Here is a 13,776-nt window from a genome sequence, read left to right as displayed (position 1 = left end):
TTACATCCGCGCTCTGGCCGAGGTGGGGTCGTAAGGCGAATCCGCGATGACCTCGGCGACCTTCCAGTCGCCCAGGATCGCGACGTCGAGCTTGGTGCCGGGCCTGGCAAAACGCTCGGGCAGCAGCGCCAGCGCCACGTCATGTCCGACCGCGTAGCCATAGCCGCCCGAGGTGATGCGCCCGACCAGCTTACCGTCGCTGTAGAGCCCTTCATTGGCAAAGGTGCTGGCGCCGTCGGTGTCGATCCTGAGCGTTACCGAGCGGCGCTGGTCGTTGCGCTCCTTGTATTTCAGCACCGCGTCGCGCCCGACGAAGTCGCCCTTGTCGAGACGGATGAAGCGCTCCAGCCCGCTCTCCAGCGCGTTGAGCTCCGGGTTCATGTCGCGGTACATGGCGCGATAGGATTTCTCGAGCCTGAGCGACTCCAGCGCATGCAGCCCGACCAGTCGCATGCCGTGCTTTTCGCCCTCTCTCAGGATCGCGTCGAGCAATTGCCGCTGGTAGGGCAGGGGGTGATACAGCTCCCAGCCAAGCTCGCCTTCATAGTTGACGCGCAGCAGCCGTACGTCGCTGGCAAGAGCCACGCTGCCGGTCTTGACGCCGAACCACGGAAAGCTTTCGTTCGAAAGATCGATCTCCGTCAGCCGCTGCAGCACCTCGCGAGCCTTGGGGCCAACGACCGTGAAACAGCCGCGGTCGTTCGTCACGTTCTTCAGGCTTACGCTGCCGTCGGCGGGCAGCAGCCTCGACAGATCGTCGAAATTCCAGCGCTCGGCGCGCGGCGTCGAGATCAGGTAGAACAGATCCTCGCCGAGACGCGCCACCATGTACTCCGCCTGCACGCCGCCATTGGCCGTCAGATGGTGCGCCAGCGTCACCTTGCCGACCGCGGGCAGACGGTTGGCGATGATCCGGTCCAGCCATCGGACGGCATTCGGCCCCGACACCTCGAACTTGGTCATCGGCGTCATCTCGACCAGGCCGACGGCGTTGCGCACCGCCAGCACCTCCTCGCCGACGAGGTTGCCCTTGGGCGTCCAGCGCCAGCTATACTGGTCCTTGGCCTCGACCCCGTCGCGCGCGAACCAGTTGGGCATCTCCCAGCCGTTGAGCACGCCCCAGACCGCGCCGAGCTCCGTCAGCCGGTCGTAGGAAGGTGCCGTCTTCTGCGGCCGTGCTGCTGGCATGTCCTGCCCCGGATATTTCTGCTCGGCATGGGTGCCCCAGGCCTCTCGCACCTTCTGGCGCGTCCATTCCTTGTTGGCGTAGTCGCCGAAGCGGCGCGGATCGAGATCGGACGTGTCGAGGCTGTTGCCGCCTTCGACGATCCGCTCCGACAGATAATAGCCTATTGTCCCGCCCCACAGGATTCCGCCCGGCACGCCTTCGGCGAGCCAGACATTGGGCAGGCCCCAGGCCGGTCCCATCAAGGGCAGCTCGTCGGCCGTCATCTGGAAGGGCCCGCGCACATTGGCCTTGATGCCGACGCGCCCGAGCGCCGGGACCAGCCGCAAGGCCTGCTCCCAGTTCCACGACACCGCCTCGAAATCCTCTTCCAGCAGGTCGGCGCCGAACCAGGCGGGAACGCCGTCCTCGGCGAACAGCTTGAGGTGCTCGGTGCGCTCATAGGGCCCGAACATCAGCCCGTCGCCTTCCTCGCGCAGATAGCCTTCGAAACCCTCGTCGCGCAGGATCGGCATTTCGGGCCGCCCGGCGCGCTTGCGCTCCACCACTTCCGGCACCGCTTCGGTGATCCAGTACTGGTGCAGGATCGGGATCGCCGGGATGTCGAGGCCGAGCAACGCGCCGGTCTGGCGCGCGTAGTTGCCGGTGGCGCAAATCACATGCTCGCAGGTGATGTCGCCCTTGTTCGTCTGGACGAGCCACTCGCCGCCGGCGGTCCGCTTGAAACCGGTGACCTCGGTGTTGAGATAGACTTTTGCCCCAAGATCGCGCGCGCCCTTGGCCATGGCGTGCGTCACGTCGGCCGGCGCGATATGGCCGTCGTCAGGATGGTAGAGCGCGCCCAGCATCTCCTTGTTGTCGAGCAGCGGCCAGAGCTTTCGCGCCTCGTCGGGCGTGAGCAATTGCGCCCGCATGCCTTGCACCTCGGCGACGCTCATATAGCTCTTATATTCGTCGAGCCGGTCGCGCGAATTGGCGATGCGCAGCTGCCCGCATTTGTGCCAGCCAACCGGCTGCCCGGTCTCGGCCTCCAGCCCCTCATAGATCTCAATCGTCTTGTTGATCATACGCCCGACATTGATGTTGCGGGCATAGGACGGGATCAGCCCCGCCGCGTGCCAGGTCGAGCCGGCGGTCAGTTGCGTGCGCTCCAGCAGCGCCACGTCGGTCCAGCCGCGCTTGGCGAGCCCATAGAGGATTCCCGCGCCGACGCAGCCCCCGCCGACAATCACCACTCGCGCATGTGTCTGCATCTAATCACCAGTTTTTCTACCGAGCCGAGAACAACCGCGGTCGAAGCTACAGGCGGTGATTGGCGCTGTAACGTCTTCAAAAATTAGGGGTCATGATAAGCTGGATTTATGCAGCAGCCTGCGGGCTGGCCGCAGTCACTGCGCTTGCCCATCCTGCGCGGTCTCGTCCTTGAAGTCGACCTTCGTTCCCGGCTTGACCATGGCGGCGAGGTCCTCGGCGTCCCAGTTGGTCATCCGGATGCAGCCATGCGAGAAGGTGGTGCCGATCTTGCCGGGGTCTGGCGTGCCGTGGATGCCGTAGCTCTCGATCGAGAGGTCGATCCACACCGATCCCACGGGATTGTTGGGCCCCTTCGCGATCGTGAAGGGATGCTTGGTCTTCACCCCCTTGAAGGCGAATTTCGGATTGTAGTGATAGGTCGGATTGTGCACCACGCGCTTGACCTCGGCCGCGCCGCTCGGCGCCGGTTTCTCCTCGCTGCCGATCGAGGCAGGATAGACGGCAATCGCCTTGCCCGATGCATCGAGCGCGCGCACCTGGCGCGATGCCTTGTCGACCTCGACGCTGGCTATCTGTGGAGGCGGATCGCCGCGGCCGACATCGGGCACCACCAGGGCCGTGCCGGCCTTGCTGAACCCGGCTTTGGGATTGAGCATCCTCAGCAATTCTTCGCTGACATGAAACCGTTCCGCCAGCTTCTCCCGCGCGTTGCGATAACCCAGGCGCTTGAGATGCGCCATGCTCTCCATGCGGGCCGGGATACGCCTGGTGAAGGGGCCGCGCACATCTTTCGCGGTAGTCTCATAGCTCGTCATCACGAGACCGGCGAAGGTTGCCGCGAGCCTGTCCCAGGTCTCCCGCGTGAGCTTGCCGTCGGAGGGCAATCCGTTCGCTGCCTGGAAGGCCGCGACTGCCTTGGTAAAGTTCTGCGACGCGCGGCCGTCGATCAGGCCGGGCGAGAAGCGGGCGCGATCCAGAAGCACCTGCGCCTTGAGCATCATGGGGCTGACGCCTTTGGGCTCGCCTTCGCTGAATTGCGCCTGATTGACGGCGTCGGGCTCCAGCCTCGCTGCCTGCGCGACGCCGCACGCGAGCGAGAGCGCCACCCAGACGACAACAAGGAACCTGACCATCGACGTCACTCCACCGCGACAAGGACCTGTCTCTATGACGCGGCACGTCCGATCTGGTTCCTGTCGCGGGCAGCGCGCGAAGGTCATCGTGAATGTGCGCTTTCCCGCATATACGTTTGAATTTTAAGCTGGAAAGCAGTTCCCATGAACGCGCATTGGTGGCATTATCGCATAAGGGCCTATGCATTGACCGATTAAATGGCCCCCAGTCCTGGTAACCGGCGGCTCCCCAACGCCCCCCGCCCATGCCGTCGGTTGCCTCCATTTCGGGATCAACTATCCAAGCTGGCTTCTTGTCGGAGGAAGGAGGCGGCGTTGCCCGCCGCCTCGGTCACATCAGACATGTTTCGGCCGCGCACTTCCCAGAATGGGGGGAATGGTGCCACCCTCGATGAGGATGTCCTTCTTGCGCGCGAAGGCGACGAAAACGCCCCTCGCTGTTTCCGCATCGACATCCCCGGCGAGGGCTGCCCTGCAGGCACGGATGGCCGCTTTTTGCTCGGGGCTGTTACCACACCAGTCGATGGCGAACTGATAGGCGTCCACGACGGTGTTCAACTGACGCGGAAATCCCAGTCCTACCCAGACGCGGATTGGTTTTTCGAACGGTTTGGCGAACATCGCAAAACTCCCTCGATCCGCAGCGATGCTACGCGGTCAGCCCGCCGCCCTTGCGGCCTTGGCCGACCATCCAGGGCAAGGTGGTGCTCACGTCTTCATGGATTCTGGCGGATTTTGCGAAACCGCAAAATGCCTCTCTGGCGGCCGTCAGCGGAAAACCGCTGTCGAAGGCCCTCTGGCAAGCGCGCAGCGCCGTTTCATAGATCGGCCCGCGCCGGTTCTTCGGCCATTCATAGAGGAATTCCAGGGCGTCCTCGAGGCACGCGATCTCCTGGACAAGGCTGTTTCCGCTCTTGACGAAAACAGGGCTGTCGAACATCCGATCGTTCATAAGATCCTCCAAGTCGAACGAACAATTTGAGTTTGATAGGGGCGGGGACCGCGGCGGTCTGCGCCCGGCTTCGATATGGGTTTACGGGTTTGAAGCGTCAAGGACCTGGCGGATGCTCTCATGCCCCATTTCTCAGGCCCGATGTTCGGCGCGCCGAGCAGTCGATCAGCCGGCATCCGTGCCGCCGGCGGCGGCCTTCTCACCGACTGGAATTGAGCTTTTGGATACGTCCCTCGTCCAGCCGGAAAACGCCATCCGTGCCGCCTTGCTGCTCGAAGTCTGTTTGAAGCTCATCCCACGTGCCGAGATATTCGCCGCACTCGGCGCAGTGGATCGGCGTTGCGGGTTGGGCATCGGCTGGAATGTTCAAACGGATGACGCCGCAAAACGGGCATTCCAGTTTGTGGTCCAGATACTGGGTGGTCATGACCGTTCAGCATCGCGCAAACGGCATGCCCGTGCAAGCCGGCGGACTTCGATGAGCCGCTGGCGGCACCGTCTGCGAAACCGCAAGCCGCGAAGCGCCTTCACGGTCGCGCAAGCCGGTAGTACATGCGCCGCATTCCGCCGGTCACATACGACCTGAAGCGGACGTCTGAACGCGCGCCCTTATGATCCGGGCTTCTCGCAAAAGCGACGGCCGGTCGCGCCCGACGGCCTTTATCAGCCTCCTGGCTTGAGCATCGGAGATGCCGGTTTTTTGCTTCAGCAGAATGACGAGCTGCTTGTCGTCAATTCGCCCATGAGAACTGCCTTCACCGGGTTCGGTCATGTCGAGGATCCTCCTTGCAACCGAACTGGAAAAACCGTCGAAAGTTTCATCGCGGCCCTGCTTTGCCTGGCCGCTCCGCTGGAGCGTTATCTGCCCAGCGGTCTTCGCGATAGCTCAGCCAGCTCCCGCTCGTCGGTGATCCCCGCCATGTAGTTCGCGATGATGCGCAAGGCCCGCCGCTCGCGCTGCTCCTCGGTTTCGTCGGCGCCGGCGCTGAGTTCAAGGACGCGGCCAAGGAAGGTCACCTCGTCCGGCAGGAATGCGCCTTTCGACAGTCTCGTAATCGGCATTGTCTCCTCCTCCGTGCCCCAGACCAAAGGATGCCCGACCGGCGGACATGCTCGTGACAAAACGGCCGCCGACCGGGCCTGCCAACCCCAAAGTTTGGCACGACCATCCTGCATGTTTGTTGATGATCCGCTCTAACCCAGGTGAATCGTAGCGCGAAACTCTTCGTGTCGAACCTAAAGCTGCGTGTGCAGCTTGCTCGCAAGCCAATCGGTGACTTTCTCGGTCAGCGGACGCGCCTGCCACTCCGCCAGGCTGATCTGCCTCGACCGTTTCAGGTCCTCGTTGAACAAGTCGATCTGCGTCTGCGCAAAATCCCTGCCGTAGACATTGAGGCTGGCTTCGTCATTCAGGCGCAACGAGCGCTCGTCCAGGTTGGTGGAACCGAAGCTTGCCCAGACGTCATCGACGATGAGCAGTTTGGGATGATACATCGTCGGCTGAAACTCGTAGATGCGCACGCCCGCTTCGAGCAGTTGACCCCAGAAGTGCCGCGAGCCTTTTCGCACGATGGGCACATCGGTCAGCGAATTGGGCACGATGACGTCGACGGCCACGCCTCGTTTCCTGGCGTCGAGTATCTGCTGCAGCGCGATCTCGTCCGGCACGAAGTAGGCCATGCCGATGCGCAGGTGATCCTTGGCCGCGGCGATCGCGGCCAGCATCATCAGCTCCATATCCTCGGAGCCGTTCGGTTGCGATGACAGGACCAGCTGGGCGCTAAGCGCGCCTGCGGGTTCGGGTGGCGGATAGAACTTCTCTCCTTGCAATGTTTCGCCCGCGGTCTCCAGCCAGTTCTCGGCGAAGGCCGCCTGGAACGCGCCCACCGAAGGCCCCTCAATCCGATAATGAGTGTCACGCCACTCGTTCGGATTGCGCGCATCGCCCAGCCAGTTGTCCGCGATGCCGACCCCGCCAGTGAACGCGACCCGCCCGTCCACGATGAGCAGTTTGCGGTGGGTCCGGTTGTTCACTCGGTCAAGCGTATACCAGTAGACAGGCCGGTAGCGCTGGAACCGCACCCCAGCGCCCGTCATGATGTGGATCAGGTTCTCGTCGAAGGGCAGGGAGCCAAGCCAGTCGACCAGCACTCGGACCTCGACGCCTTCGCGGGCTTTCGCGGCCAAGGCCGTGGCGAACTGATAGCCGACCGAGCCCGACCAATAAATGTAGGTCTCCATGTCGATGCTGGATCGGGCTACGCCGATCGCTTGCAGCATCGCAGGAAAAATCTCGTCGCCGTTGACGAGGGTTTGCACGGCGTTCTGCCCGGAGATCTGCCCTTGCGAATAGCTGCTCATGCTTTGCACGAATTGCGGATCCGCCGCGTCGAAGCGGTGCGGAACGATCGTGCGGATGACACGCGGCTCCGGGGTCAGGTTTACCGCGGCCAGCGTGACGACGGCAGCGGCGACGGCCACGGCGACATATTTGGCGATGTCGAGCCAATGGCCGGCCTTGCGCCCGGCAGCGCGTGTCTTGCTGGCCAGTAGCGCTCTAAAGCCCTGAGCCTTCACGTCTTTAGCCTGCGGTCAGTTTATCCCAACAGCAAGAATGTTCGACCGTGATTCAGGTTCCCGGCTGGGCCTGCGCGGGCTCGGACCGGCGCTTGGTCAGCCGATCCCCGGCCCGCCGCTCACCATCGACCGAGAGCTGCATCCTTTGCGACCAGTCGGCGTTGAATAAGATCATTCAAGGATGGTCTTGCATGGATATCAAGCTGGAACAGCCCGTAGCCGAAGCCTCGCCGGAGGCCGACATGCTCGTGAACAAAACGGCGCATTTCGTGGAGGAATGGATCAATGAGCATAAGGCCGAACCTCGGGTCTCGATGCCGGCCGAGATAGTCGCCGCCGAATTGGCCGACCAATGTATCGCCGACGCCGAAAGCCAAGGCATAGAGCCTGACGAGATCAACGAGGAAGTGGGCGACCTCGAGGAATATATCGCCGAGACCGTGCTGGAGGAGCAACGAGACGGCAGCGGCGATGATCATGGATCGATTGCGCCTGCGCCGCCCGCCGCTGGAAACGGAGAGACGAATGCCCAAATTCCGCTTTGAGTTTCTCGAAGCCGCGGCGCAGCCGCCGATCCACGTCGAGATGGAAAATCTCGAAACGGCGAAAGCCGAGGCTAAGCGGGCTGCGAAGGAAGCCATGCTCGACGGCATTGCCGCGGGGTCGGACCCGACATCCTGGGTGACCAAGATCTACGACGAGGCAGGCTACCTGGTGACGACCATCGAATTCCAGGATCTGGTGTCCGAAGCCCAGCGGCCCGGTCAGGCGGACGAGGCCGGCGAGCCCGGCGTGATGCGCTCAGGTTGAGGCTTGATCCCACGCCGGCGGGGACTGATCGCGCCGATATCCGGGCCCTTATTCGTCGCCCTTGTAGGTCTTGGCGGCTTCCTCGATCTTGCGCCAATCATTGCCATAGCGCCGCACAAGTTCCCGCGCCTGCGCAGGTGACAGTCCCTGCGTCTCGACGACGTGCTTCACCTCCGTCTCTTCGCCCTTCAGCGGACGCGAGCGCGGCCGTCTGGAGTGTCTGGCCGTCTCTCCATTTCGTCCCGGCATGGATGCCCCTCTCTCGGATCGGTATCAACCGCCGAGCCGAAGGAAAGTTTCCTGAGCCCGTGCGTCAGCCCGGGCCGATGCACAGGGCTCGCCGGCAGGGGTGAGCCGCACCGACAGCGTCGCGCTCGAAGAACTGCACACCGAGCTGCTCCGTCATGTGTGAGGTCGGATTCGTAGGCGGCCTGCGCCGGGTACCCGGCCCGGCGCAGGCTTCGATCCGCCACGTGCGTTGGTAAGTTAACGGTCAGGCCATCCTAGCCAGTATCTTGGCCATATCCGCCGTATCGAACGCCCTCAGGGTCTCGGTTCTGATGTTGCCCATCGATGCGATTGATAGGCCCAGCGCAGTCGCGGCAATGTCGTCCTCCGCTTCGGCAACCGCCACGACATCATGCTTGCCCAGCGTCCACAACAAGGTGTGAATCTTGACCCCGCTTTTGCTGGCCATCTCCTTGAAAGCCTCGGCACGCTTCTGGGTGTCCTTTATGGTCCTGATACCCTGGTCGGTGAAGTTTGACAGCAATACGTAGTGAGCCATTGGTTTCCTCCCACAAGGGAAACGCGGGGCGCTCACGGCGCGTCCGCCGTTCCCAGGACCACAATAGCACGTGCCCACTCTACAAAGAAGCAATTGCTAATATATCGGCGTACAGGTTGGATTGCCGCAAGAGGCACGAGTCAAGTGTCATGTCTCGAGGCCGCACGCGCGTGCAAGGCGGTGTGTAGATGGCTGCGCTCATCAGCCCGGCTCGATCTCCGAAAACAGCCAGTCGCGAAACGCCTTGACCTTGCGCTGGCGGATCGCCTCCGGCGGGTAGACCAGATAGAAGCTGGAGACCGCCTTCAGCGCGTGTTCGAACGGCCGCACCAGCCGGCCGGTGGCAAGGTCGGCGGAGACCAGCATGGTGCGGCCGAGCACCACGCCTTCGCCCTGGACGGCCGATTCTACCGCGAAGGTGGCGGAATCGAAGGTGAGCCCGCTGTTGGGATCGACGCCTTCGACGCCGGCGCTGGCCAGCCACGCCGCCCAGTCGATGCGGTAGCCGTCGCGGATCAGCGTGTGGTGCTTGAGGTCCTGCGGGTGCCTGAGCGGATGTGGCCCTTCCAGCAGCTTCGGGCTGCAGACGGGAAACACTTCCTCACCGGTGAGGAACTCCGACGTCAGCCCATGATAATGGCCGCCGCCATATCGTATGGCGACGTCGATGCCGTCGCCGCGGAAATTGGTCAGCCGGCCGGTGGTCGAGACGCGCACATCGATATCGCCATGCGCGCGGTGAAACCGGTAGAGCCGCGGCACCAGCCATTTTCCGGCAAACCCGTCCGACGTGCTGACATTGAGCGTCGAGCCGGAATGGCGCGAGGTCGCGGTCTGCGTCGCCAGCGCGAGCTGGTCGAGCGCCTCGCGCACGGCAACCGCATAAGGCTCGCCGACCGGTGTGAGCCGCACCGAGCGCGTCGCGCGCTCGAAGAGCTGCACGCCGAGCTGATCCTCCAGATGTTTTATCGCCCGGCTGATCGCGCCATGGGTGAGGTTGAGCTCGTCGGCAGCCCTGGAAAAATTCAAATGCCGTGCGGCGGCCTCGAAGGCCGGCAAGGCATTGAGCGGCGGCAGTTTGCGGGTCATGGCGAAGCCATTTGTGAGTTATGGTAACAAATAATTGCCAAACTTTGGTTTGTCCATCGTGGTTTTTCCAGCCAAAAATCCTCACAGAACTTGTGATCAAAACTCACCAACGTGCGAGGACGCCATGGCCACCGTTCATCCTTTCCTCTGGTTCAATCTCGATGCCGAAGCCGCGCGGGATTTCTATCTCTCGGTCTTCAAGAACAGCCGCGCGCTCGGCGCGATCGAGTTCACCGACAAGCCGCACGCGATCTTCGACTTCGAGCTCGAAGGCCAGCGCTTTACCGCGCTCAATGCCGGCGGGGTGCCGCCTTTCAACGAGCGCATCTCGCTCTACATCGAGACTGGGGACCAGGAAGAGACCGACTATTTCTGGAACGCGCTGACCGCCGGCGGCGGCTCGGAACAGCCCTGCGGCTGGCTGAAGGACAAGTTCGGCGTCTATTGGCAGGTCATCCCGGGCGAAGCCTTGCGGCTGATGAACGATCCGGACCGCGCGAAGGCCAGCCGGGCGCGCCAGGCGATGTATTCGATGAAGAAGATCATCCTCGCCGACATCGCCGCCGCCTACGCCGGGCTCGCCTGATTTTGAACCCATCCCTGAAAGGACGGAGAAAACCCATGACCAGTCTCACGGGAAAAAAGATCATCGTCGTCGGCGGCAGCTCCGGCATCGGCTTCGGCGTCGCGGCAGCCGCGCTGGAACACGGCGCGGAAGTCGTGATCGTCGGCCGCTCCGAGGACAAGCTGAAGGCCGCCGAAGAGCGGCTCGGGGCAGGACACGTGACAGGCATTGCCGCCGACATGGCGAACGAGGCGGACGTGTCCCGCATGTTCGAGCAAGCCGGCGCCTTCGATCATCTGGTGGCGACGGCCGGCACGCCGCCGCCCAATTTTCCGATCGGCGAGACCGACATGGATTTCGTGCGCGGCTTCGTCGACGGCAAGCTGATCGGGTCGGTGATGCTTGCCAAGCATGCTGTGCGCAAATTGAGCAAAGGCGGCTCGATGATCTTCACCTCCGGCATCAACAAGGACCGCCCGCCGGTTCCGGGCGGCGCGGTGGTCGCGGCGGTCGCCGGTTCCTTCAGCTATTTCGCTCGCGCGCTGGCGCTGGAGCTCGCGCCAACCCGCGTCAACATCGTCTCGCCCGGCTGGGTCGACACCGAAATGTGGGACGAGATCGTCGGAGAAGCCAAGACAGGCTATTTCGGGCAGATGGGCGGCCGCATCCCGGCCGGCAGGATCGCCAGGCCCGTCGACATCGCGCCGGCCTATCTCTATCTGATGCAGAACGAATTCATGACCGGCGAGACCGTCCATATCGACGGCGGGCAGCGGCTGGTGTGATCGGAAAGGCCGGACTCTGTCCGAGGATCCGGCTCCGCCATCGCGGCCCCAAGGGCCGGGCCTCGCTTTCCGACCCCTTGTCGGGCAATGGCGTTTCTGGCGGAACGCTCATATACATGACGCTCGAATGAGCAGCGCCTCCGCGTCGTCGAGGAACGCCATGCGAAGGGTCATCGTCACCGTCATCTGCCTTGCCGCCGCGACAGGCGCCAACGGCCACGACTGGTACCAAAACAAGGTCGATCCGATAACGAACCTCAAATGCTGCGGCGGCACGGATTGCCGCCCCATACCGGAGTCCTCGGTGCAGTCCAGGGCGGACGGCGGCTATGTCTATCTGCCCGATGGCTTCAACATCCCGCGAGAGCGCGTGCAGGAATCGCCGGACGGCCGATACCATATCTGCGAGAACAGATACGTCATCACCAACCAGCCCTATCTGCGCTGCTTCTTCGCGCCGCGCCTCAAGGTCTCGCGGTTGCTTCCGCAGTAACCGCCGCCACCAGCTCTTTACGGTCACTGCTGATTACCGGCCCGTTGGGCGCGCCCAAGTCCATACTGAAGACGTTGCTGACCGGAGCAAAGCGCGCTGCAAACCGTTAGACCCGACAGTGCTGCAGGAATGGCAAGGATGGCGCAACAAGTCAAAAAGCAGGAGCCTCTCGCCTTTCGCTTCGCCGATGACGGGCTGGTGCCCAATCATCCGCGATGGCCCATGCTTGTCTATCCCGGCGCGGTGCCGCTGCCGGACGACGTCGATCCGGCCGCGGTCTTCGAGGAGATTTTCGGCGCGAATGGCTGGGGCGACAGCTGGCGCAACGGCATCTACAGCTTCGTTCACTACCACTCGCGCATCCATGAGGTTTTGGGCATCGCGCGCGGCGCCGCCGAGGTGCGCTTCGGCGGTGACAAGGGCAAGGTGCTCGAGGTCAAGGCGGGCGACGTGGCGGTGCTGCCGGCAGGCACTGGCCACCAGCGCCTGTCCGGCTCGGCCGACCTCCTGGTGGTCGGCGCCTATCCGCCGTTCGGCACATATGATCTGTGCCGCAGCCCCGAGCAGCATGCCGAGGCGCTGCGCACGATCCCGGGGGTCCGCCGTCCCGACAAGGATCCGCTTTTTGGCAGCGACGGGCCGCTGCTGAAAGCGTGGAGTAAGTTGGCGGCCTGAACCGCAACGCGGCCGTCCCCTACGGATAATGCTCCTTCTTCGGCGCATAGATTGCCGGATTGAAATCCAGTTCTTTCGGCAGCGGCCGGCTTGAGCACTGCAGGTGCGTCTGCCTGGCAAGCAGCAGCCGCTGCTGCCGCTCATGCTCCTTCACTGCCGCCACCATCCCCATGCTGTAAGGTCCAAGCAGCACGCCCATGCCCCAGCCGGGATGGTCCTTCTCGCGCTGCGCATAGTCGGCTGCGGCGGCGCGGGCCTGCTGGCATCCCGGCGATGCCCATTTCGGATCCTGTTGCGACAGCGAGGCGCCATAGTCGGCTGGAGAGGACACGCATCCAGCCACACCCGCGCAGAGCGCGGCGATCACCGCATTTCTCATCCTTGAGTCCTCGCTAATTTAAGGCCGGAGAGACCACAGAATGCTTCTTCGCACAAGCGAGATGGCGGCAAAAGGAGAGAGCCGGACAACTGCTGTCGTCGTCCGTCGAGGCGTTCCCGAAATTTTTTCAACACCTCGTTCCGTTTCCACCCGCCGCTTCGTCCTTAACTCGTCCGCACCGAAAAGGAGAGCCGCAATGGCTGGAATGATCGTCATCTACAAGCAGCCAGCCGACGCGCAGGCGTTCGACAAGCACTATTTCGAGACGCATATACCGCTGGCCAAGAAGATACCGGGCTTGAGGAAATACGAAGTAAGCCGGGGGCCGATCACGGTGCTCGCCGGACCGTCTGACGTCTACCTGATCGGGACACTTCATTTCGACGATCTCGACGCGATGAAAAAAGGGATGGCGAGCCCGGAGGGAAAAGCGGCCGGCGCGGATCGCCGGCTCTACGCGCCTGATGGGTCGGGCGTTCAGATCTTCATTTTCGACAGCATGGAAATCTGAGCCCGCTCGCCGCCGCTCAGAATTTCCGGCTGAGATAGGCCGACCCGCGAAGCCCGAACCGCCACTCGAATTCCACCGCCTTGGTCAGGCCGATCCTGCGGCCGCTGACGATGGCGGAGGGATCGGCCCGCGACGGGGCAAACTCGAAAGGCGGCGCGGTCAGCGGCAGCCGATTGTGCGAGCCGTCGATGCCGAGCGCCTGGCAGAGCTTGCCGGGCCCGGAGCAGAGCACCCGCTCGTCAGCTACGCCGCGCCGGCCGTGCATCTCGGCAATGCCCGATTGCGGCTGGAGCGCGCGGATCAGCACGGCGCTGCCCGGCAGGCACACCGCGTTCAGGCACCAGTGCAGGCCGTAGGAGCGATACACATAGGCCGTGCCGGGCGCGCCATACATCGGCGCGTTGCGCGGCGTGCGGCCACGATACGCGTGTGAGGCGGGATCGTCGGGCCGGTAGGCCTCGGTCTCGACGATGATGCCGCCGACACCGGAGAGCGCGAGCGTGGCGCCGATCAGTTTGCGGGCGACCACAAGCGCGTCGCGGGCGAAGAAATCGGCGTCGACCGGATCGACCATCGTCGG

Annotated in this window: 20 protein-coding genes; 7 read left to right on the top strand and 13 right to left on the bottom strand. The window is 63.4% G+C overall.

What is annotated here, in order from left to right:
* From EJ072_RS00230 to EJ072_RS00195, 8 genes are all read right to left on the bottom strand, one after another.
* Positions 1–2,439 (bottom strand): FAD-dependent oxidoreductase, encoded by a 2,439-nt coding sequence (locus EJ072_RS00230; protein ID WP_126078070.1) that lies wholly within the window; start codon positions 2,437–2,439, stop codon positions 1–3.
* Positions 2,440–2,574: 135 nt separating this feature from the next.
* The gene (locus EJ072_RS00225; protein WP_126078069.1) at positions 2,575–3,573 is read right to left on the bottom strand and encodes a L,D-transpeptidase; all 999 of its coding nucleotides are present in this window, start codon (positions 3,571–3,573) and stop codon (positions 2,575–2,577) included.
* A 336-nt stretch (positions 3,574–3,909) separates the two neighbouring features.
* Positions 3,910–4,194: a DUF982 domain-containing protein gene (locus EJ072_RS00220; RefSeq protein ID WP_126078068.1), complete on the bottom strand. Its 285-nt coding sequence runs from the start codon at positions 4,192–4,194 to the stop codon at positions 3,910–3,912.
* Between the two features lie 28 nt (positions 4,195–4,222).
* Positions 4,223–4,525 carry a DUF982 domain-containing protein gene (locus EJ072_RS00215; RefSeq protein WP_126078067.1) on the bottom strand — a complete coding sequence of 101 codons (303 nt, stop codon included), beginning with the start codon at positions 4,523–4,525 and terminating at the stop codon, positions 4,223–4,225.
* A 199-nt stretch (positions 4,526–4,724) separates the two neighbouring features.
* Positions 4,725–4,952: a hypothetical protein gene (locus EJ072_RS00210; protein WP_126078066.1), complete on the bottom strand. Its 228-nt coding sequence runs from the start codon at positions 4,950–4,952 to the stop codon at positions 4,725–4,727.
* A gap of 144 nt (positions 4,953–5,096) precedes the next feature.
* Entirely contained in the window at positions 5,097–5,297 is a 201-nt protein-coding gene (locus tag EJ072_RS00205) for a hypothetical protein (protein WP_126078065.1), read from the bottom strand.
* Positions 5,298–5,383: 86 nt separating this feature from the next.
* On the bottom strand, positions 5,384–5,587 hold the full coding sequence (locus tag EJ072_RS00200; RefSeq protein WP_189342151.1) for a hypothetical protein: 204 nt from the start codon (positions 5,585–5,587) through the stop codon (positions 5,384–5,386).
* Positions 5,588–5,761: 174 nt separating this feature from the next.
* Positions 5,762–7,102, bottom strand: coding sequence for a phospholipase D-like domain-containing protein (locus tag EJ072_RS00195; RefSeq protein ID WP_126078064.1), 1,341 nt, complete (start codon positions 7,100–7,102; stop codon positions 5,762–5,764).
* A gap of 191 nt (positions 7,103–7,293) precedes the next feature.
* On the opposite strand from EJ072_RS00195, the gene EJ072_RS00190 reads away from it, so the two are divergent.
* Positions 7,294–7,647, top strand: coding sequence for a DUF768 domain-containing protein (locus EJ072_RS00190; RefSeq protein WP_126078063.1), 354 nt, complete (start codon positions 7,294–7,296; stop codon positions 7,645–7,647).
* Positions 7,628–7,912: a hypothetical protein gene (locus EJ072_RS00185; RefSeq protein WP_126083439.1), complete on the top strand. Its 285-nt coding sequence runs from the start codon at positions 7,628–7,630 to the stop codon at positions 7,910–7,912. The genes EJ072_RS00190 and EJ072_RS00185 overlap by 20 nt, the downstream gene beginning before the upstream one ends.
* 48 nt (positions 7,913–7,960) lie before the next feature.
* On the opposite strand, the gene EJ072_RS00180 is transcribed toward EJ072_RS00185, so the two are convergent.
* The 3 genes from EJ072_RS00180 to EJ072_RS00170 form a co-directional block, all read right to left on the bottom strand.
* Positions 7,961–8,161, bottom strand: a complete 201-nt coding sequence (locus EJ072_RS00180) for a hypothetical protein (RefSeq protein WP_126078062.1) — start codon at positions 8,159–8,161, stop codon at positions 7,961–7,963.
* A 244-nt stretch (positions 8,162–8,405) separates the two neighbouring features.
* Positions 8,406–8,699 (bottom strand): GYD domain-containing protein, encoded by a 294-nt coding sequence (locus EJ072_RS00175; RefSeq protein ID WP_126061615.1) that lies wholly within the window; start codon positions 8,697–8,699, stop codon positions 8,406–8,408.
* A 201-nt stretch (positions 8,700–8,900) separates the two neighbouring features.
* Positions 8,901–9,788 carry a transcriptional regulator GcvA gene (locus EJ072_RS00170; RefSeq protein WP_126078061.1) on the bottom strand — a complete coding sequence of 296 codons (888 nt, stop codon included), beginning with the start codon at positions 9,786–9,788 and terminating at the stop codon, positions 8,901–8,903.
* Between the two features lie 124 nt (positions 9,789–9,912).
* Here EJ072_RS00170 and EJ072_RS00165 point away from each other — a divergent pair, with 124 nt between their 5' ends.
* The 4 genes from EJ072_RS00165 to EJ072_RS00150 all read left to right on the top strand — a co-directional run bounded on the left by EJ072_RS00165 (position 9,913) and on the right by EJ072_RS00150 (position 12,306).
* Positions 9,913–10,374 (top strand): VOC family protein, encoded by a 462-nt coding sequence (locus tag EJ072_RS00165; RefSeq protein ID WP_126078060.1) that lies wholly within the window; start codon positions 9,913–9,915, stop codon positions 10,372–10,374.
* 35 nt (positions 10,375–10,409) lie between these two features.
* Positions 10,410–11,138: an SDR family oxidoreductase gene (locus EJ072_RS00160; RefSeq protein WP_126078059.1), complete on the top strand. Its 729-nt coding sequence runs from the start codon at positions 10,410–10,412 to the stop codon at positions 11,136–11,138.
* Positions 11,139–11,265: 127 nt separating this feature from the next.
* Positions 11,266–11,631, top strand: coding sequence for a hypothetical protein (locus EJ072_RS00155; protein ID WP_126078058.1), 366 nt, complete (start codon positions 11,266–11,268; stop codon positions 11,629–11,631).
* Positions 11,632–11,769: 138 nt separating this feature from the next.
* Complete coding sequence (locus tag EJ072_RS00150; protein WP_126078057.1) at positions 11,770–12,306, top strand: cupin; 537 nt, start codon at positions 11,770–11,772, stop codon at positions 12,304–12,306.
* Positions 12,307–12,325: 19 nt separating this feature from the next.
* Here EJ072_RS00150 and EJ072_RS00145 read toward each other — a convergent pair whose 3' ends face one another.
* Entirely contained in the window at positions 12,326–12,685 is a 360-nt protein-coding gene (locus EJ072_RS00145; RefSeq protein ID WP_126078056.1) for a hypothetical protein, read from the bottom strand.
* A gap of 196 nt (positions 12,686–12,881) precedes the next feature.
* On the opposite strand from EJ072_RS00145, the gene EJ072_RS00140 reads away from it, so the two are divergent.
* Entirely contained in the window at positions 12,882–13,196 is a 315-nt protein-coding gene (locus tag EJ072_RS00140) for an EthD family reductase (RefSeq protein WP_126083438.1), read from the top strand.
* A 16-nt stretch (positions 13,197–13,212) separates the two neighbouring features.
* Here EJ072_RS00140 and EJ072_RS00135 read toward each other — a convergent pair whose 3' ends face one another.
* Positions 13,213–13,770: a DNA-3-methyladenine glycosylase gene (locus EJ072_RS00135; RefSeq protein WP_126083437.1), complete on the bottom strand. Its 558-nt coding sequence runs from the start codon at positions 13,768–13,770 to the stop codon at positions 13,213–13,215.
* Positions 13,771–13,776: the final 6 nt, after the last annotated feature.

Source organism: Mesorhizobium sp. M2A.F.Ca.ET.046.03.2.1 (genome assembly GCF_003952425.1).
In the GTDB taxonomy this organism is placed as follows: domain Bacteria; phylum Pseudomonadota; class Alphaproteobacteria; order Rhizobiales; family Rhizobiaceae; genus Mesorhizobium.
This window is presented reverse-complemented; position numbering and strand designations above follow the sequence as displayed.